Annotated in this window: 15 protein-coding genes; 3 read left to right on the top strand and 12 right to left on the bottom strand. The window is 71.6% G+C overall.

All coding sequences use genetic code 11. From position 1 onward, the window contains the following. Nucleotides 1–40: 40 nt before the first annotated feature. Together JOD95_RS00410 and glgB are read left to right on the top strand one after the other, a co-directional pair. The gene (locus JOD95_RS00410; protein ID WP_209682244.1) at nucleotides 41–2,041 is read left to right on the top strand and encodes an alpha-1,4-glucan--maltose-1-phosphate maltosyltransferase; all 2,001 of its coding nucleotides are present in this window, start codon (nucleotides 41–43) and stop codon (nucleotides 2,039–2,041) included. Beyond that, on the top strand, nucleotides 2,038–4,740 hold the full coding sequence (gene glgB / locus JOD95_RS00405) for a 1,4-alpha-glucan branching protein GlgB (RefSeq protein WP_245171043.1): 2,703 nt from the start codon (nucleotides 2,038–2,040) through the stop codon (nucleotides 4,738–4,740). Before JOD95_RS00410 ends, glgB begins: the two co-directional genes overlap by 4 nt. A 232-nt stretch (nucleotides 4,741–4,972) precedes the next feature. Here glgB and JOD95_RS00400 read toward each other — a convergent pair whose 3' ends face one another. Further along, nucleotides 4,973–6,007, bottom strand: coding sequence for a tetratricopeptide repeat protein (locus JOD95_RS00400; RefSeq protein ID WP_209682242.1), 1,035 nt, complete (start codon nucleotides 6,005–6,007; stop codon nucleotides 4,973–4,975). Beyond that, entirely contained in the window at nucleotides 6,004–7,743 is a 1,740-nt protein-coding gene (locus tag JOD95_RS00395; RefSeq protein WP_066654797.1) for a hypothetical protein, read from the bottom strand. Before JOD95_RS00395 ends, JOD95_RS00400 begins: the two co-directional genes overlap by 4 nt. 185 nt (nucleotides 7,744–7,928) lie before the next feature. Here JOD95_RS00395 and JOD95_RS00390 point away from each other — a divergent pair, with 185 nt between their 5' ends. Then, nucleotides 7,929–9,776, top strand: a complete 1,848-nt coding sequence (locus tag JOD95_RS00390) for a hypothetical protein (RefSeq protein ID WP_066654799.1) — start codon at nucleotides 7,929–7,931, stop codon at nucleotides 9,774–9,776. Between the two features lie 177 nt (nucleotides 9,777–9,953). Here JOD95_RS00390 and JOD95_RS00385 read toward each other — a convergent pair whose 3' ends face one another. From JOD95_RS00385 to JOD95_RS00340, 10 genes are all read right to left on the bottom strand, one after another. Further along, a complete protein-coding gene (locus JOD95_RS00385; RefSeq protein WP_209682241.1) occupies nucleotides 9,954–10,682 on the bottom strand; it encodes an alpha/beta hydrolase in 729 nt (242 codons plus the stop codon). Next, nucleotides 10,679–10,984: a hypothetical protein gene (locus JOD95_RS00380; protein WP_374191713.1), complete on the bottom strand. Its 306-nt coding sequence runs from the start codon at nucleotides 10,982–10,984 to the stop codon at nucleotides 10,679–10,681. The genes JOD95_RS00385 and JOD95_RS00380 overlap by 4 nt, the downstream gene beginning before the upstream one ends. 14 nt (nucleotides 10,985–10,998) lie before the next feature. Beyond that, nucleotides 10,999–11,979 (bottom strand): transglycosylase SLT domain-containing protein, encoded by a 981-nt coding sequence (locus JOD95_RS16100; RefSeq protein ID WP_245171041.1) that lies wholly within the window; start codon nucleotides 11,977–11,979, stop codon nucleotides 10,999–11,001. Nucleotides 11,980–12,039: 60 nt separating this feature from the next. Further along, nucleotides 12,040–12,588 carry a DivIVA domain-containing protein gene (locus tag JOD95_RS00370; RefSeq protein ID WP_200884098.1) on the bottom strand — a complete coding sequence of 183 codons (549 nt, stop codon included), beginning with the start codon at nucleotides 12,586–12,588 and terminating at the stop codon, nucleotides 12,040–12,042. Nucleotides 12,589–12,660: 72 nt separating this feature from the next. Further along, complete coding sequence (locus tag JOD95_RS00365; RefSeq protein ID WP_209682237.1) at nucleotides 12,661–13,671, bottom strand: phosphatidate cytidylyltransferase; 1,011 nt, start codon at nucleotides 13,669–13,671, stop codon at nucleotides 12,661–12,663. After that, nucleotides 13,671–14,225 carry a ribosome recycling factor gene (frr, locus tag JOD95_RS00360; protein ID WP_066654807.1) on the bottom strand — a complete coding sequence of 185 codons (555 nt, stop codon included), beginning with the start codon at nucleotides 14,223–14,225 and terminating at the stop codon, nucleotides 13,671–13,673. The genes JOD95_RS00365 and frr overlap by 1 nt, the downstream gene beginning before the upstream one ends. Nucleotides 14,226–14,270: 45 nt before the next feature. Then, on the bottom strand, nucleotides 14,271–14,990 hold the full coding sequence (gene pyrH, locus JOD95_RS00355; protein ID WP_058729969.1) for a UMP kinase: 720 nt from the start codon (nucleotides 14,988–14,990) through the stop codon (nucleotides 14,271–14,273). A 155-nt stretch (nucleotides 14,991–15,145) separates the two neighbouring features. Further along, entirely contained in the window at nucleotides 15,146–15,973 is an 828-nt protein-coding gene (gene tsf, locus JOD95_RS00350) for a translation elongation factor Ts (RefSeq protein WP_066654809.1), read from the bottom strand. 80 nt (nucleotides 15,974–16,053) lie between these two features. Then, a complete protein-coding gene (gene rpsB, locus JOD95_RS00345; RefSeq protein WP_066654811.1) occupies nucleotides 16,054–16,962 on the bottom strand; it encodes a 30S ribosomal protein S2 in 909 nt (302 codons plus the stop codon). Between the two features lie 440 nt (nucleotides 16,963–17,402). Further along, a complete protein-coding gene (locus JOD95_RS00340) occupies nucleotides 17,403–18,842 on the bottom strand; it encodes a sugar porter family MFS transporter (RefSeq protein ID WP_066654813.1) in 1,440 nt (479 codons plus the stop codon). Nucleotides 18,843–19,127: the final 285 nt, after the last annotated feature.

Genomic DNA, 19,127 nt, shown 5'->3' with positions numbered 1-19,127 from the left:
CCGGGGAACGCGAGCGCTCCGGCCGGGTAGCGTCGCCTCCGTGGCCACCGCAGATCGACCCCGCCGACCGAAGATCGGACGCATCCCGATCACCCAGCTCGCGCCGACGACCCCGAACGGGTTCCCGGGCAAGGCGTTCGACGGCGAGGTGATCACGTTCGGCGCGACCGTCTTCCGCGAGGGCCACGGGGTCATCGGCGCCGACCTCGTGCTCGAACGCCCGGACGGCGGCACACGCACCGTGCCGATGCTGCTCGGCGCCCCCGGCACGGACCGCTACGAGGCCACCGTGCAGGTCGACCACGTCGGCGTCTGGACGTGGCACGTCGAGTCGTTCTCCGACGACTGGGCGACGTGGCTGCACGCCGCCCGGCTCAAGATCGCCGCCGGTGTCGACACCGAGGCGACGCTCCTCGACGGCGCCGTCCTGCTCGACCGACTCGCCGCCGAGACCGACTCCAGCGCCGCCGTCCGCGCGGCCGAGCAGCTGCGGGACACCGACCTCGAGCCGACCGAGCGCCTCGCGGCCGTCGACGACCCGCGCATCACGGGTGAGGTCGAGGACTCCCCGCTGACCTCGCTCCGGACGCACTCCCCCACGCAGCTCCTCGACGTCGAGCGGCAGCGCGCGGGCGTCGGCGCCTGGTACGAGTTCTTCCCCCGCAGCGAAGGGGCGAAGAAGAACGCCGACGGCTCGTGGAGGAGCGGCGACTTCCGCACCGCGGCCCGCCGGCTCCCGGCCGTCGCGCGCATGGGCTTCGACGTGGTCTACCTCCCGCCGATCCACCCGATCGGCACCACGGCGCGCAAGGGCCCGAACAACACGCTCACCCCGGGACCGCACGACCCGGGCAGCCCGTGGGCGATCGGTGGTCCCGAGGGTGGGCACGACGCGATCCACCCCGACCTCGGCACCGAGGACGACTTCCGCGTCTTCGTCGAGACGGCGAAGAACAGCGGGATGGAGGTCGCGCTCGACTTCGCACTCCAGTGCTCCCCCGACCACCCGTGGGTGGACCAGCACCCCGAGTGGTTCACGGTCCGGGCGGACGGGTCGATCGCCACGGCCGAGAACCCGCCGAAGCGGTACCAGGACATCTACCCGATCCAGTTCGACAGCGACCCCGAGGGCATCGTCACCGAGGTCCTGCGGGTCCTCGAGCACTGGATCGCGTTCGGGATCCGCATCTTCCGCGTCGACAACCCGCACACCAAGCCGCTCTGGTTCTGGGAACGCGTCATCCGCGAGGTCCGCGACCAGCACCCGGACACGGTGTTCCTCGCCGAGGCCTTCACCCGCCCGGCGATGATGCGCGCCCTGGCCGAGGCCGGGTTCCAGCAGTCGTACACGTACTTCACGTGGCGGAACACGAAGGAGGAGATCGAGGACTACTTCTCCGAGCTCAGCCACGAGACGAGCGCCTACCTGCGCCCGAACCTCTTCGTGAACACCCCCGACATCCTCACCGAGTACCTGCAGTTCGGCGGTCGCGCCGGTTACAAGGTGCGCGCCGCGCTCGCCGCGACCGGGGCGCCGACCTGGGGCATGTACGCCGGGTACGAGCTCTTCGAGGACGTCGCACGCCCGGGGTCCGAGGAGAACATCGACAACGAGAAGTACGAGTACAAGCCGCGCGACTTCGCCCTGGCCGAGGCCGAGGGCGCGAGCCTCGCGCCGTACGTCACGATGCTCAACCGCTTCCGTCAGGCCCACCCCGCGCTGCGTCAGCTCCGGAACCTGCACGTCCACGACGCCGAGGACCCGGCGATCGTCGTCTACTCGAAGCACCTGCCCGCCGAGTTCATCCGGTCGGGCCGCGCGGACACGGTGATCGTCGTCGCGAACGTCGACCCGCACTCGGCGCGCGAGACCACCGTGCACCTCGACCTCGCCGCGCTCGGGCTGCCGAACGAGCAGCCGTTCGTCGTCCGCGACGTCGTCACCGGGCAGCGCTGGGAGTGGGGTTCGTCCAACTACGTCCGCCTCGACGCCTTCCAGGAGCCCGTGCACCTGCTCGTCGTGGAGGGACCCGTCCGATGACCGACAGCGACCCGAAGGGGACCCCGCCGATGGGCTCCGACCGTCCCACCCCCGCCACCCCGGACCGAGGCCAGGGGCCGAGCGTCCCGCCGGTGCCGCCCCCGCCGCCGCCCGTGACCCGCTCCCGTGCCCCGGGCGTGGTCCCGCCGGCCGACCGACCGGCCCCCCGGTACGAGCCACGGGTCTCGGCACCGCACGAGGACCTCCCCGGCGCCGCGCCCGTGGCGAAGGAGACGCCGGACCGCGGGGTCCCGGAGTCGGCGACCCTCGCCGGCGCAGCTCGTGACGGCTCCCCGGCACCGACCGGCCTGGAGCCCACGGACCCGACCGGTCTGTCGGCGGACGGCGCGGACGCACCGCTCTCCGAGGGTGGACGCTCGGCGGCACCGGGAGCGACGGCGACCGCGGCGGACCTCGTCCCAGCACCCGAGTCCGCAGCACCACAGCCCGCGGCACCGCAGCACGCAGCACCGCAGCACGCAGCGCCCGCCGGCGGCTCCGACGTCGCCCCGACCTCGGGAGCGGCTCCCCGGCCGGCGCCGGTCGAGGACTGGCTCCGCCAGCAGGTGGCCGAGGGCCGTTGGTCCCAGCCGCACGACGTGCTCGGTCCGCACCCGGTGGACGGGGGCACGAGCGTGCGCGTCGTCCGGCACCTCGCGACGGCCGTCCGCATCGTGCGCCCCGACGGCGACGACGTCGAACTGACCCACGAGGGCGACGGTCTCTGGGCGGGCGCCACGACCGGCACGCTCGGTCGGTACCGCGTCGAGGCCGACTACGACCTCGACGAGTCCACCGACGCCGACGACGCGACGTGGACCACCGACGACGCCTACCGCTTCGCGCCGACCATCGGCGAGCTCGACCTCCACCTGTTCGGCGAGGGCCGTGACGAGCAGCTCTGGCAGCACCTCGGCGCGCACGTCCGCACCGTCGACGGCGTCGACGGCGTCGCGTTCACCGTGTGGGCACCCCGCGCCACCGCCGTCCGCGTGATCGGGGACTTCGAGGGGTGGGAGGGCCGCACCACCGCGATGCGTCGCCTGAACGACCTCGGCGTGTGGGAGCTCTTCTGGCCCGGCGCCCTCGTCGGGCAGCGGTACAAGTTCCAGATCCTCACCGACTCCGGCTGGGTCGAGCGAGCGGACCCGTTCGCCCGACGCACCGAGGTCCCGCCGCTGACCGCCTCGGTCGTCACCGCCTCCGACCACACGTGGTCCGACGGCGACACCGCCTGGATGGCGCGTCGAGCGCAGACGACGACCCACGATGCGCCGATGAGCGTCTACGAGGTGCACCTCGGATCGTGGCGCCCCGGGCTCTCCTACCGCGAGGCCGCCGATGCGCTCATCGGCCACGTGCAGCACCTCGGGTTCACCCACGTCGAGTTCCTGCCGCTCGCCGAGCACCCGTTCGGTGGCTCGTGGGGCTACCAGGTCACCGGGTACTACGCTCCGACCGCGCGCTTCGGCACGCCGGACGACCTGCGCTACCTGATCGACCGCCTGCACAGCGCCGGCATCGGCGTGATCATGGACTGGGTACCGGGACACTTCCCGAAGGACGAGTGGGCACTCGCGAAGTTCGACGGCTACGCGCTGTTCGAGCACCCGGATCCGCGTCGCGGTGAGCAGCTCGACTGGGGCACCTTCGTGTTCGACTTCGGGCACCCGCAGGTCCGCAACTTCCTGGTGGCGAACGCGCTCTACTGGTTCGAGGAGTTCCACATCGACGGCCTGCGGGTCGACGCCGTGGCCTCGATGCTGTACCTCGACTACTCCCGCACCGAGTGGCTGCCGAACATCCACGGCGGTCGCGAGAACCTCGAGGCGATCTCGTTCCTGCAGGAGACGAACGCCACGGCCTACAAGCGCTACCCCGGCATCGTGATGACCGCCGAGGAGAGCACCTCGTGGCCCGGTGTCACCCAGCCGACGAGCGCCGGCGGGCTCGGCTTCGGCCAGAAGTGGAACATGGGCTGGATGCACGATTCGCTGCAGTACATCGAGCGTGACCCGGCGTACCGCGCGTACCACCACGACGAGATCACGTTCTCGCTGGTCTACGCCTTCAGTGAGCAGTTCACCCTTCCGATCAGCCACGACGAGGTCGTGCACGGGAAGGGCTCGCTCTACGGGAAGATGCCCGGCGACGAGTGGCAGAAGCTCGCGAACGTCCGGGCGTACCTCGCGTTCATGTGGGCGCACCCCGGCAAGCAACTGCTCTTCATGGGCCAGGAGTTCGCCCAGCCGTCGGAGTGGTCCGAGGCCCGGGGGCTGGACTGGTGGCTCCTCGACGATCCGGGACACCTCGGCGTGCAGGACCTCGTGGCGTCGCTGAACCGCGTCTACAAGGAGACCCCGGCGCTGTGGACGCACGACTCCTCGCCCGAGGGCTTCGAGTGGATCGAGGGCGGCGACGCGCCGCACTCGACGCTCGGGTTCCTCCGCAAGGACGGCGACGACCGCCTCGCGGTCTTCGTGAACTTCTCCGGGGTACCCGTCGAGCGCCGGTTCGGGCTGCCCGCTGCGGGCACCTGGCACGAGGTGCTCAACACCGACGCCACGGAGTACGGCGGGTCCGGTGTCGGCAACATGGGTTCGGTCACGGCCGACGAGACGCCGTGGGCCGGCCGCCCGGCCTCGGCCCACCTGGTGGTCCCGCCGCTGGGTGCGGTCTGGCTGCGACTGGCCGACTGACCCCGCCGCCGCGCGGACGCGACCACGGGACGGACGGGAGGCCCGGTGCCAGCTGGCACCGGGCCTCCCGTCCGTCGTCCGCCCGTGTCGTCCGCCCGTGTCGTCCGCGGTGCACGCCGCGCGAGACGCCCCCGAACACAGGAGACGCCCCCGTTCCCGGGGGCGTCTCGTGGTTCCTGCGGCGTCTCGCACTGACGCCGGCGTCTCGCACCGGCCGACGGTGGTGCGTCGATCAGTACAGTGCGCTCGCCAGACGTCGCCGTGCCGCGGCCACACGCGGGTCGTCCACCCCGATCAGCTCGAAGTACTCGACGAGCCGGACGCGCAGCGTCTCACGGTCCGCACCGAACACCGTCGGGACCAGGTCGAGCAGCCGCCCGAAGGCGTCCTCGACGTGCCCTCCGCTGACGTCCAGGTCGGCGACGGCCATCTGTGCCTCGACGTCCTGCGGCGCCGCGGCCGCGGCACTGCGGAGCTCGTCGGCCGTGCGACCGTTCAACCGGTCGAGCAACGAGACCTGCGCGAGCCCGGCGACGGCCATCTGGTCGTTCGGGTCCTGCGCGATCGCGGTCTTGTACTCCTGCACGGCGGCGGCGTAGTCGCCCCGCTCGATGGCGTCGTACGCCGCCTGGTGGTGCGGCGGCAGCGGCTCGGGAGCGGGCTCGCCCTGGGGCTCCGTCTCGGCAGCGCCGTCGACGGTGACCCGACCGGTCACGCCGTTCTGCTCGGCAGCGGCGACGACCTGCTCGAAGACGTCGCGCACCTGCGCCTCGGGCAGCGCGCCGACGAAGAGTCCGAGCGGCCGACCACCGATCACGGCGGCGACGGTCGGGATCGACTGCGCCTGGAACGCCTGCACGAGCTGCGGGTTGGTGTCCGCGTCGACCTTGGCGAGCACCACGCGACCGTCGTACTCCGCGGTCAGCTGCTCGAGGATCGGCGAGAGCTGCTTGCACGGCCCGCACCACTCCGCCCAGATGTCGACGATCACCGGGACGACGGACGAGAGCTGCAGGACGTCCTGGAAGCTCTGGTCGGTGACGTCGATGACGAGCGACGGGACGGTCAGGTCGGCGTCGGGACCGGCACCGGTCGCCGGGACGCCGCCCGGCACGGCACCGGCGCCGGCGCCGCCGGTGCCCGCGGCTGCGCCCGGGCCTCCGGTGGGAGCACCCGCTTGCTGCGTCGGCCGCTGAGCGCGGTCGACGAGGGACGACAGGTCGACGGCTCCGCGGAGACCGGACGGGGTCGGGGGGACGTTGGTCATTGCACCTCACTCGCTGCGGTCAGGCCCTGCGTGAACCCGAGCAGGACCACCTTCTCATCACTGCCGACCGGCGGCACGGAGAACAGCAGCTGGACGCTGTACGTCGCGCTGATCCCCTTCGTGCTCGAGTCGACGCCGGAGAGGGCCTTGACCGCCCCCTCGGTGTTGACCTCGGCGCCGGCCGCGGTCGGGGTCACCTTCTCGACCTCGTCGAGCGAGGCCGACACGAGCGCACCCGCGCCGTCCGTGGCGATCGCCACGGCGCCGTCGTCGGGCACCTCGGACGAGTACTCGATCTTCGCGGTGTCCGGCAGCGACTCGGCCTTCTTGTCCTTGTACGCCTTGCCGATCGTCGAGCGCAGACCGTCGCCGTCGGAGGCGAAGAGCGAGGCGGAGTCGCTGTCGGAGTCCTTCGCCAGCACGTCGCCGTACGCGGCCGCGATGTCGTCGGGCGCGATGCGCAGGAGCTTCGTGTCCCCGGCGAGCCGTGCCGCACCGATCGACGTCGGCGCCAGGCTCGGGATCTCCGCAGCGGCCTCGAGCGACACGTCGTAAGCGACCTTGTAGTCGTCGCGCGCGCTGTCCTGCACCAGGGTGAGGGCCTGCGGAGCGGTCTTCGCGGAGCAGTCCTCGGCGACGACCGTGAAGATCGTGCGCGGCCAGCTGTCGGTCTGCTGCGGGAGTGCCACGCAGACCTGACCGGCCGAGATCGCGGGCGGCGTCTCGACGTCGGTGTCCTTCTCGCGGATCGCGTAGTTCGCCTTGCGGAAGTCGAGGGCGGCCCCGGTGAAGCGGGTCTCGAGCAGCGTCGCGTCACGGTCGGCATCGGCCTTCGACGCGACCTCGGCGACCCGCTCGACGATCCGGCGGATCTGCTGCTCGGTCGCAGCGGTCGGTTCGGTCGAGTCCGCGGCGCCGGTGGCCGAGGCGGTCGGCGTCGGGGTGGCGCCGGAGCCACCGCCCTGCGGCCAGTAGTCCGACGAGCAGCCCGCGAGACCGAGCGCCCCCACGAGCACGATCGGCACGGCCACCAGGGAACGACGGCCACGACGACCGCGGACCGGCACCTGTGCCCCCGCGGCGGCTGCACGACGCGACGCCCGCACGCGCGGCGGACGCGACCCACCGCTGCGGCGACGCGGACCACGACCACGACGCTGGTGCAGGAACGCCCAGACCAGCAGCGCGACGCCACCGACCAGGAAGAGTCCGCCCGCGACGAGGAGCGGACCGACGGAGGGCGTCGCGGTGTCCCGCGGCCAGGTCACCGACACGTCGGTCGGCGCGGCGTCGGACCCGTCGGCGAGCACCACGACCGACACGTCGGCGGGCAACCGGACGGTGAACCGTCCCGCACCGTCCCACTCCTGGTACCAGAGGTCGCTGCCCTTCGGGTCCGGCACGGAGTCGGCCGATCCCGTCGTGCGGCCGACCAGGCGGTCCTGCTCGGCGTCGAAGCGCAGGGTGGTGTGCTTCGCGTCACCGATCCACGCGTCGACGTCGGCGGTCCTGCCGTAGGCCGCGAACACCGTCCCGGAACCCGAGACGTCGATGCGCTGGTACCCGGGGTTCGCGTTGAGCGTCGACCCCGGGATCACGGTCACCGGGGCCGAGGCCGTGCTCGAGGACTCTGCGACGAGCGACGAGGGTGGCGCGAACACGGTGCGCTGCCCGACCGCGAGACCGACGAGCAGCAGACCGATGACGAAACTGACGATCGCCAGGACGAATCGCACGGATCTTCTCCCTACCGCGCCGGGGGTGGGGGGATCGGCGCGCGAATCAGCGCTCCAGGATAGCGAGGCACCCTGGACATCGCATCCCCCACCGCTGTCCACGGGCTCAGTCGGCGCCGGTGGGCCGCCACTAGACTCGTCCGCGGGCCAAGGGCTGGCCCTCCGCCGACCCCCAGGAGCAACACGTGGCGAACGACGAGGCCGAGTTCGGGACCGAGCTGCGCGGGTACCGCCGCGACGAGGTGGACCGCTCGGTGAACGAGCTCCGCCGCGAACTCATCAAGTCGAACACCGACCGCGCCGAGGCCGCCAAGGAGATCCGTCTCCTGCAGGCGCGTGTCGCGGACCTGCAGGGCGAGCTCGACGAGGCCGGCACCCCGACCTACAGCGGGCTCGGCACCCGCCTCGAGTCCACCCTGCGCGTGGCCGAGGAGCAGTCGACACGGCTCATCAGCCAGGCGGACATCGACGCCCAGCGGCTCCGCGCATCGAGTCGGCACGAGGCCGAGCGTCTGCTCCGCGAAGCACGGCAGGAGGCGTCGGAGACCCTCGAGGACGCCCGCTCCCGTGCGACCGACGAGCTCACCCGCGCCCGGGCCGAGTCGTCCGACACGATCGAGCGTGCCCGTGCCGAGGCCGGCCTGCTGACCCAGGACGCCCGCAACGAGGCCGCCGCCGTCCGGGGTGCAGCCGTCACCGAGGCCGCCGAGGTCCGCTCGGTCGCCATCCGCGAGACCGATGCCCTGCGTGCCCGTGTCGAGCGCGAGGTCGCCGAGCTGCGCGAGGACGCGCAGCGCGCGGCCGAGGACGCCCGTCGCGCCGCTGCCGACCTCGACCGTGAGACCGAGCACCGACGCAGTGTGTTCGAGGCCGACCACGCCCGGCGCACCGCGGACCTCGACCGCGAGGAGACCACGCGGCGCGCCGCCCTCGAGCGCGAGGTCGCCGAGGGCCGCGCTGCCTGGCAGCGCGAGCGCGACGAGCAGCGCCGAGCGCACGAGCTCGCGCTCGAGACCGGCCGGGCCGAGCTCGAGTCCGAGGTCGAGCGCGGCCGGGCCGCACTCGAGGCGGAGACCAGCGACCGTCGTCGTGAGCTCGACGCCGAACTCGGTGCCGCCCGCGCACGCTGGGAGCGCGAGGCAGCCGAGGCCCGCACCGCCCTCGACCAGGAGCTCGAGGCCGCCCGTGCGCAGCTCCGTGTCGACGAGGAGCAGACCCGGGCCGAGAACGCACGCCTGGTGGAGGAGACCGCTGCCCGCATCGCCGCGGAACTCGAGGAGCACCGCGCCCGCCTCGAACGCGAGCGCGCCGAGGCCGACGCCGCCGCCGAGCGCGCCGCTCGCGAGCACGCCGACGAGCTCGCTGCGCGCCGCGAGCGGGAGCACGCCGAGGTCGACACCGAGATCGCCGACCGCCGCACGGCCGAGCTCTCCGACCTCGAGGCCGAGCGCACGGCGCTGCAGCAGGAGGTCGACACGGTGCGCGCCGACCTGCAGCAGGAACGCGACGAGGTCCGCACGGCGATCGCCCGAGAACGCGACGAGGCCCGCGCGGCGCTCGAGTCCGAGCTCGCCGCCCGCCGTGACGACGCCGAGCAGGACTACCTGCAGAAGCACCAGGAGACGGTGGCCGAGACGCAGAAGTACCTCGACGAGGCCAACCTGCAGCTCGCCGAGGCGACCCGCCGCGCGTCCGAGGCGCGGGAGCGCGCCGAGCGGCTGCAGCAGGAGGCCGACGACCTCGAGCGTACGAGCACCGCGCAGGCACAGGAACGTGCACGCACCATCGTCAGCGACGCCCAGGAGCGAGTCCACCGGATGATCGCGGAGGCCGAGGAACGGTCGGCCGCGGCGATCGCCGAGTCCGAGGACCGGCTCGCCGCCATCCGCACCGAGCGCGACGCCGTCGCCGGGTACCTGGAGAACCTGCGCGGCGTGCTCACGCACGCCACCGGGCTCCTCGACGAGTCCCCCGTGGCGGCCGGCCGGCCGGCGGACGACGAGGCCCTCGACGAGGACGCCACCGCCCGCTGAGGACGGCATCCGCGACCCGGCCCGGAGGCGCACCGCGCGCCTCCGGGCCGGGTCGCGTCCCCCCGCGCCAGCCGTAACGCTCGCCGCTCACCCGGGACGGTCGGCTCGCGGGGCATGGTCGCCGTCCGGCCCTGACCGGTCGGTGGCGTCAGCCCGGTCGCGACGCCGACCGTGTGGTCAGTCGTCGAGGTGCGTCGGCAGCGGCGCGCTGCCCGGGACCACGAGGTCCGCGACGGCGTCGAGGACCGTGCGGACGTACCGTTCCCCGACCCACAGGTGCTTCGCGCCCGCGACGGGGACGACCCGCACGTTCGGTGCGACGGCGAAGCGGCGGACCGCGTCCTCCGGCTGCAGGAAGTCGTCGTGCTCCGGGACCAGCGCGACGACCGGGACGTCCACGTCCGCCCAGCGTCGGAGCTCGTCGTCCGAGGTCCGGTGCAGCGGGGGCGACAGCAGCACCACGCCGGCGACGTTCCCCGCGGCGACGTGTTCGAGGCCGTGCTTGAGGACGACCTCGGTGCCGAACGACCAGCCGAGGAGCCACGGGGTCGGCAGTCCGCGTGCGACGGTCTCCTGCACGGCGGCGCGGAGGTCGAAGCCCTCGGACTCACCGTCACCGAAGACGCCCTCGGACGTGCCCCGTGGCGAGGTCACCGACCGGAAGTTGAACCGCAGCACCGCGATGTCGGCCAGCGCGGGCAGGCGCGAGGCAGCCTTCTTCAGCACGTGGCTGTCCATGAACCCGTGCGCGGTCGGCAGCGGGTGGAGCGTCACGAGCGTGCCCCGCGCAGGCCGGTCGAGCGGCTCGGCGAGCTCGCCGACGAGGGTGAGGTGGTCGTCCGTCACCAGTTCGATGTCGGTACGTCGGGCGGGGAGCTCGGTGTTCGAGCGGATCTCGGTGCTCATGCGATGCTCCAGCAGTGGTTGTGCCAGTGTCGGCGGGACGCCAGGTCGGCGTCGTCCCCGAGCACACCGTCCGCGCGCCAGACCACCACGTGCGCGACACCCGGCAGCACGGCCATGCCGCAGCCCGGACAGACGTACTCCTTCTGTGCGGACGCCGCGGACACCGGTTGCACGGTGAAGGTACGACCGCGACGGACCTCGGTCCGCCTCCACGAACTCATGAGGCGGTCGAGACCGGTCTCGTCCTCGGTCGGCTCGGGACCACGACCACGGGGTCGCCGCGGTCGGTTGCTGCGCGGCACCCCGGAACTGCCGATCAGTACCAGTTGTAGGACTGGCTGTGGCCCCACGCGCCGCAGGGGGTGCCGTAGACGCCGGAGATGTAGTTGAGACCCCAGGTGATCTGCGTCGCGGGGTTCGTCTGCCAGTCCGCACCGGCCGTGGCCATCTTGCTGCCGGGCAGCGCCTGCGGGATGCCGTAGGCACCGCTCGGGTTGTACGCGTTGACGCGCCAACCCGACTCCTTGTTCCACAGCGACACGAGGCAGTTGAACTGCTCGCTCCCCCAGCCGCGTGCGGCGACCATCTGCTGGGCGATCTCCTGCGCGCTGCCCGGGTTCGGCGTCGCGGCCGTCGCCGCGAGCGTGTTCGACGGCGTGACGGCCGTGCTCTTCGCTGCCGGGTCGGCCTGGTCGTTGGTGGCTTCGGCCGGCTTCTCCTCGACCTTGGGCTTCGGCAGCGTGACGCCGTAGCCGTCGCGCGTCACGTCGAACGCGGCGTACGTGCCGTGTGCCGTGAACTGCTGCGGCTCCACGGGCGCCTTGACGAGCACCGGAGCGACGACGGCGGCCTGGGCGACGTCGGGCTGCATCGGGTTGAACAGCGAGCCGCCGACGAAGCCGAAGACGGCGAAGAACGACAGCGTCGGGATGGTCGCGCGTCCGCGCATGAACGAGTTGAGGGTCCGGGCGGCCTTCGGCTTCGCCGGTGCGGCGACCGCGCGTCGCTGCTGGACGATGCGCGGGTCGGCAGCACCGGTCGGTGCGATCGGTCCGCGGACGAGGACCGGAGCGGTCGCCGGTGCGGCGGACGTCGCGACCGGGGTCGGCGCCGTCACGGGTGCGCCCAGCGGTGTCGACGGCAGCGCTGCCGTCTCGACCCGCGGGGTCTCGTGGAGGACCGAGTGCCCCGTCGTGCGGAGTCGGTCGCGTGCCGCGCGGCGCTCACCGACGACCGGACGGTCGAGGTGCTCGCGGGTACCGCGGTCGGAGCTGAGGTCTGCCGTGTGCCTGCCCATGAGTGGGTCCAGGATAACGGAACGGTCACGGGAAGAGAAGCACCGGTGTCCCGCGCGTCGTCAGCGGACGGCGAGCATGACCTCGACGACCGCGTCGAGCAGCGCGTCCACCTGCGCCTCGCGGTAGCCGCCGTGCTTCGGGCGGAACACCACCGACCGGACCTCGGTCAGGCTGAGCGGCTTGCCGTCGCGGAAGTAGCCCGCCAGCCGCTCCGCGAAGACGTCGACGTCCTTCGGGTGGTAGCCGGTGCCGAGCGGGCTGGTGCGTGCGAACCGCTGCCCGGTGGGACGCTCGAGTCGCGCGACGACGTCCGACGCCTTGGCGCGGGCCTCGGCGTACCAGGCCTTCTGACCCGTCTCGGCGATCTCGCGCTCCCGCTCGCGAGCGGCGAAGGCGTCCTCGAGGCGCTCGAGCGCGGCGTCGACGTGTGCCGTGGAGTAGCCGCCCTTGCGCATGGAGAAGGCGGTCCTGCGGATCTTCGCCGCCTCGATGCCGGGAGCGGTGTCGCCCGCGGTGTACGCACGACGGGCGTCCTCGAGGAACCGCTCGACCTCGTCGACGTCGTACCCGAGGGACTTGCGGTCTGCGGAGGGGAAGGTCGTGGCCACGGCGACATTCTGCCAGCACCGGACCATGGCGCCACCTGGACGCGCGGTCCGACAGGGCGTCGGGCGCTCAGGTCAGTGGACGACCACCAGGAACAACACGTAGGCCACGGCCGCCGACGGCAGGATGCTGTCGATGCGGTCGAGCAGCCCACCGTGCCCGGGCAGGAACGACGAGATGTCCTTGATGCCGAGGTCGCGCTTGATCATCGACTCGGTCAGGTCGCCGAGCGTGGCGGAGCCCGAGATGAGGACACCGAGGACGATGCCGGTCCACCAGGGCAGACCGAGCATGAGCCAGGTCACCACGATGCCGACCAGGATGCTCGCGGCGACCGATCCCGCGAAGCCCTCCCAGGTCTTCTTCGGGCTGATCCGCGGCGCCATCGGGTGCTTGCCGAGGTTGAGCCCGGTGGCGTACGCACCCGTGTCGACGGCGACGACCACCAGGATGAAGGCGATCACCCACAGCTCACCGCGGGGCTGGGCCGAGAGCAGCACGATGCACGCACCGAGCAGGGTGATGTAGGCCTGCACGAACAGGCCGTTCGTCAGGTCGCGGGCGACGTGACCGGCCGGCGGCTTCTCCCGCGCGATCGCGACCTCGACGAGCCGCCAGACCGCGATGAGGACGATGCCGCCGAGGATCGCGAACAGCGCCGCGACCTGCCCTCCGAGGAACGCTGCCGGGACCATGACGACGGCCGCGGCCACGCTCGGGATGCGCGGCACGTCGCGCCCGGCGAACCGCATCGCACTCGCGAGCTCGTAGACGGCCACCCCGAGCAGGAAGGCCGCGACGACCATGAACGCCGGCTTCCAGATGAGGAGCGACCCCAGCATGACGACCGCGAACGCCAGGGCGATGGCGATCGCGGCCGGCAGGTTGCGGCCGGTGCGGGCGGTCAGTGCCTCGTTGCGCGCGCCGAAGTCCGCCTTGCGCTGCTTGAGCTGCGCCTCGAAGTCGGCGCGCGCCGCACGGGCACGGGCATCGAAGTCCTGTCGCAGCCCCTTCTTCGTGGTCGGGGCTGCTCCGGTCGGGCGCGGTTCTGTGGGGCGGTCGCCGCCCGGCTCGGGGAGACGCATCAGACCTCGAGGAGTTCGGCTTCCTTCTTCTTCAGCGCGTCGTCGATCTGGTCGACGTGCTTCTTCGTCAGGGCCTCGAGGTCCTTGTCGCCCCGGGCGATCTCGTCGTCGGAGATCTCACCCTTCAGCGCGTCGAGGTCGTCCTTCGCGCGGCGACGGATGTTCCGGATGACGACCTTGTGGTCCTCACCCTTGCCACGCACGAGCTTCACGAACTCCTTGCGGCGGTCCTGCGTGAGCTCAGGGATCGTCACGCGGACGATCTCGCCGTCGTTCGACGGGCTGGCGCCGAGGTTCGGGAACGTCGCGATCGCGCGTTCGATCTCCTTGAGGGCCGACTTGTCGTACGGCGTGACGATGAGCGTGCGTGCCTCGGGCGTCTGGAGCGACGCGAGCTGCGCGAGCGGCGTCGGGGTGCCGTAGTAGTCGACCGGGATCTTCTGGAAGAGGGCGGCGTTGATGCGTCCGGTACGGACGGTCGCGAAGTCGTCCTTGGCGACGTCGACGGCCTTCGCCATCTTCTCGGTGGCTTCGGTCAGGACATCACTGATCACGGTGGTTCTCCTTCGGTACTGCGTCGAGTCTAGTCAGCGTGCGGGTCAGTTGCTGACGACCGTGCCGATGCGCTCCCCGCGGATGGCGGCCGCGACGTTGCCCTCGCCCTCCATGCCGAAGACGTGCATCGGCATGCCGTTGTCCATGCAGAGCGAGAACGCCGTCGCGTCGACGACCTTCAGGCCCTGCAGCAGGGCGTCCTGGTACGTGACGTGGTGCAGCTTCTCGGCGGTGGCGTCCTTCTTCGGGTCGGCGGTGTACACACCGTCCACGCCGTTCTTGGCCACGAGGACCTCGTGCGCGTCGATCTCGAGCGCACGCTGGGCGGCGACCGTGTCGGTCGAGAAGTACGGCAGGCCCGCACCGGCACCGAAGATCACGATGCGCCCCTTCTCGAGGTGCCGCTCGGCGCGCCGCGGGATGTACGGCTCTGCGACCTGGGTCATGCTGATCGCGGACTGCACCCGGGTCGCCGCTCCGGCCTGCTCCAGGAAGTCCTGGAGCGCGAGCGCGTTCATCACGGTGCCGAGCATGCCCATGTAGTCGGCACGACCGCGGTCCATGCCGCGCTGCGAGAGCTCGGCACCGCGGAAGAAGTTGCCGCCGCCGACCACGATGGCCACCTCGACGTCCTGCGCGGCCTGCGCGATCTCCTTGGCGATGGTGCTGATGACGTCCGGGTTCACCCCGAGGGACCCCGCCCCGAACGCCTCCCCCGACAGCTTCAGCAGGACCCGGCGGCGTCCGGTCTTCTCGTTCGTCATGTGGCGCACCCTTCGTCGAATGTCTCGTGGGAATCTACCCGGCCGCAGCCGGTCCGGCGGAGGAGGTCGTGCCTCCCGGCCGGCTCCGCGCGTGTCGCAGCGCGCAGAAAACGGGGCCCGGAACCGATGTGGTTCCGAGCCCCGTCACGGGTTCGTTACGCGCCGACCTTGACGCGGGCGAAGCCCTGGATCGTCAGACCGGCGTTCTCGGCGGCCTTCGCGACGGACAGCTTGTTGTCCTTCGCGTAGTCCTGCTCGAGGAGCGCGACCTGCTTGCGGTACGCGTTGAGGCGACCCTCGACGATCTTCGGCAGGGCGGCCTCCGGCTTGCCCTCCTCGCGCGTGATCGCCTCGACGGTCGCGCGCTCCTTCTCGATGGCCTCGGCCGGGATCTCGTCGCGGGTCAGGTACGTCGGGTTCGCGAACGCGACGTGCTGGGCGATCGACCGCGCCTCGGCGGCGTCGGAGCCCGCGTAGGCGATGACGACGGCGATCTGCGGCGGCAGGTCCTGGCTGGTCTTGTGCAGGTAGACCTCGAAGGCGTCGCCCTCGACACGGACGACGGTGCGCAGCGCGAGCTTCTCACCCAGCGCGGCGGCGGCCTCGTCGATCGTCTCGGCGACGGTCTTGCCGTCGAGCGGCGCGGCGTTGCCGGCCTCGACGTCGGACGCACCGGCGGCGGCGACCGCGGCCACGACCTTGTCGGCGAGGGTGGTGAACTTCTCGTTCTTCGCGACGAAGTCGGTCTCGCTCGCGAGCTCGACGACGGTGGCGGCGCCACCCTCGGTCGTCGCGACGACGACACCCTCGGAGGTCGCACGGTCGTCGCGCTTGGCGACGGCCTTCGCGCCCTTGATGCGGAGCAGCTCGACGGCCTTGTCGTAGTCGCCGTCGGCCTCGACGAGCGCGTTCTTCGCGTCCATCATGCCGGCCCCGAGGTCCTCACGGAGCTTCTTCACGTCAGCAAGGCTGTAGTTGGCCATTGACTGGAGTCCTTTCTGGACTGGTGTTGTGGAGAGAGAGGGAAGGGGCGCCGAGCCGACCGGCCCGGCGCCCCCGGTGACTACTCGGCCGAGGTGGCTTCGGCGTTCTTGGCCTCGTCGGCGATCGGCTCGCCGATCTCCTTCGCGGCGACCTGCGCGTCGGCGTCGTTCTCCTCGACGGGAGCCTCGGCTGCGGGGGCGGCCTCGGCTGCCGGAGCGGCCTGCGCGCCACCCTGCTCACCGGAGAGGAGCTCCTGCTCCCACTCGGCCAGCGGCTCGGCCGTCTCCTCGTCGCCGCCGTTGTGGCGGGTCTTCAGGCCCTCGGCCGCGGCGTCGGCGACGATGCGGGTCAGGAGACCGACGGAGCGGATCGCGTCGTCGTTGCCCGGGATCGGGTAGGTGATCTCGTCGGGGTCGCAGTTGGTGTCGAGGATGCCGATGACCGGGATCCCGAGCTTCTGCGCCTCGTCGATCGCGAGGTGCTCCTTCTTGGTGTCGACGACCCAGAGCGCGCTCGGGGTCCGCGTGAGGTTGCGGATACCACCGAGGGTCTTGTGGAGCTTGTCCAGCTCGCGCTTCTTGATGAGGAGCTCCTTCTTGGTGAAGCCCTTCGTCGTGTCGTCGAAGTCGATCTCCTCGAGCTCCTTCATGCGCGCGAGGCGCTTGGAGACCGTCTGGAAGTTCGTGAGCAGACCGCCGAGCCAACGCTGGTTGACGTACGGCTGGCCGACGCGGGTCGCCTGCTCGGCGATGGAGCCCTGCGCCTGCTTCTTGGTGCCCACGAAGAGGATCGTGCCACCGTGCGCGACCGTCTCCTTGACGAAGTCGTACGCGCGGTCGATGTAGGCCAGCGACTGCTGCAGGTCGATGATGTGGATGCCCGAGCGCTCCGCGAGGATGAAGCGCTTCACCTTCGGGTTCCACCGACGGGTCTGGTGTCCGAAGTGGACGCCGCTGTCGAGCAGCTGGCGGATGGTGACGACGGCCATGCCGTCCCTCCTTGTTCTCGGCACACGACTGTTCGGCCGTGCGCACGGTTGCGGTTGTGTCGGTCGCGACCGGTGGCCGTGACCCCTGGCGCCCTGTCCGCGCGGCCGCCCGCTCGTGAGAGCAGGACCGGTGGCCGCGGAACGTGTCGTGGCGAGAGCACTGCTGTTGGACGAGCACTGCTGTTGCACGAGCACTGTGGACGCGCGAAGTCAGCGCGCCGGAGCGCGCTGCGGTCGCAATGTTAGCAGGTCCGGACGCCCAGGCCGTCGCCGGACACGACGGAGCCCGGACACGACCGCGCCCGGTACGACGGCGCCCGGACACGACCGTGCCCGGGACACGACCGTGCCCGGGACACGACGGAGCCGGGACGCACGGGAGGCGCGGTGCGGGTCCGACCCGCACCGCGCCTCCCGTCAGGTGGTGACGCCGGTGGACGCTACTTCGCCGACACCGTGTCGCCCTCTGCCGTGATGCCCATTTCCTCGAGGGAGCGGCCCTTCGTCTCCGGGATCTTCGCGATGACGAAGAACAGCGAGAGCAGGGCGAACAGGGCGTAGATGCCGTAGGTCACCGTCAGGTTGAAGCCGGAGAGCACCGGGAACGAGATCGTGACCACGAAGTTCGCGATCCAGTTGGCGGCCGAGCCGACACCGAGCGCGGTCGCGCGGATGCGGTTCGGGAACATCTCGCCGAGCAGGACCCACATGAGCGGACCCCAGGTGGCGCCGAAGGAGACCACGAACAGGTTCGCGAAGATCAGCGCGATGATGCCCCAGGAGCCGGGCAGGCTCGGCGCGCCGTCCACGATCGTGGCCTGCGAGAACGCGATCGCGACCATCGTGAGCGAGACGAACATGCCCGACGAGCCCGCCACGAGCAGCGGCTTCCGGCCGAGCTTGTCCACGGTGAAGATCGCGATGAACGTGACGGCGACGTTGACGATCGACGTGATCGTCGAGATGAGGAACGAGTCGCTCTCCTTGAACCCGACCGCCTGCCAGAGGGTCGTCGAGTAGTAGAAGATCACGTTGATGCCGACGAACTGCTGCAGCACGGCGAGGATGATGCCGACCCAGACGATGGGCTGCAGGCCGAAGCGGTTGCCCCGGATGGAGCCCTTCTTCTCGTTGGCCTCCTTCTTGATGCCGTCCTGGATCTCCTCCAGGCTCGTGTTCACGGTGTCACGCGGGACGATCTTGCCCATGACCTCGCGGGCGTCGTCGGCACGGCCCTTCGAGAGCAGGAAGCGCGGGGACTCCGGCAGGGTGATCGCGAGCACGCCGTAGACGACGGACGGCACGACACCGACGAGGAACATCCAGCGCCAGGCGGCGAGGCCGAGGACCTGCTCCGAGGCGCCACCGGCGGTCACCGCGAAGAGCTGGTCGGAGAGCAGGGCGGCGAAGATGCCGAGCGTGATGGCGAGCTGCTGGAAGGACGCCAGTCGGCCGCGGATCGCCTTCGGGGAGACCTCGGAGATGTACGCGGGGGCGATCACCGACGCGGTACCGATGCCGAGGCCACCGACGAGACGCCAGATGACGAGGTCCCAGGTCGCGAACGCGAAGGCCGAGCCGATCGAGCTGACGAAGAACAGCACCGCTGCCCAGAACATGACGCGCGTCCGGCCCCAGCGGTCGGCCAGGCGACCGGCGAAGTAGGCACCGAAGGCACAGCCGATGAGCGCGGAGGCGACCGCGAAGCCGCTGGCGGCCTCGGACAGGCCGAACTCGCCCTTGATCGCGTCGACGGCTCCGTTGATGACGGAGGAGTCGAATCCGAAGAGGAAGCCGCCGACTGCCGCCGCGATGGCGAACAGGGTGACCTTCCCCTTGAACGCACGGTCCTCGCCGTGCTGGGTGGACGTGTTCGACACGGTGCTCCAGGTTCTTGCCGCCGTGCTGGGTGGCGCACGGTGCCCCGGCGGTCGGCTGGTTCGCCGTCCGAGCGGCGTTGCGTGTTCCGGAGCGGCCCCGACTGTACTCGCTGGCGGCTCGCGGGGCACATCGGGGCGCGGCGGCGCGGCGGCGCGGCGGCGCGGCGGGGCATGCGGGGTTGGACGCGTTCTGGGGTCGCCGTGGATCGCACGGGTTCGCCGACGTTGCACGCGTCGATCGACGCGTGTCGTGTCGCAGCCGGCACCGCGAGAGGACGTGGTGTG

It is taken from the genome of Curtobacterium sp. 1310 (genome assembly GCF_017834105.1).
Classification (GTDB): Bacteria; Actinomycetota; Actinomycetes; order Actinomycetales; family Microbacteriaceae; genus Curtobacterium.
The sequence above is the reverse complement of the archived record's forward strand: the minus strand, read 5'-3'. Positions and strand labels throughout refer to the sequence as shown.

What these genes read in the sequence shown, in the direction of transcription:
- glgB (WP_245171043.1), top strand. Translation starts at nt 2,038, where the DNA reads ATGACCGACAGCGACCCGAAGGGGACCCCGCCGATGGGCTCCGACCGT.
- rpsB (WP_066654811.1), bottom strand. Translation starts at nt 16,962, where the DNA reads ATGGCCGTCGTCACCATCCGCCAGCTGCTCGACAGCGGCGTCCACTTC.
- tsf (WP_066654809.1), bottom strand. Translation starts at nt 15,973, where the DNA reads ATGGCCAACTACAGCCTTGCTGACGTGAAGAAGCTCCGTGAGGACCTC.
- JOD95_RS00385 (WP_209682241.1), bottom strand. Translation starts at nt 10,682, where the DNA reads ATGAGCACCGAGATCCGCTCGAACACCGAGCTCCCCGCCCGACGTACC.
- JOD95_RS16100 (WP_245171041.1), bottom strand. Translation starts at nt 11,979, where the DNA reads ATGGGCAGGCACACGGCAGACCTCAGCTCCGACCGCGGTACCCGCGAG.
- JOD95_RS00400 (WP_209682242.1), bottom strand. Translation starts at nt 6,007, where the DNA reads ATGACCAACGTCCCCCCGACCCCGTCCGGTCTCCGCGGAGCCGTCGAC.
- pyrH (WP_058729969.1), bottom strand. Translation starts at nt 14,990, where the DNA reads ATGACGAACGAGAAGACCGGACGCCGCCGGGTCCTGCTGAAGCTGTCG.
- JOD95_RS00365 (WP_209682237.1), bottom strand. Translation starts at nt 13,671, where the DNA reads ATGCGTCTCCCCGAGCCGGGCGGCGACCGCCCCACAGAACCGCGCCCG.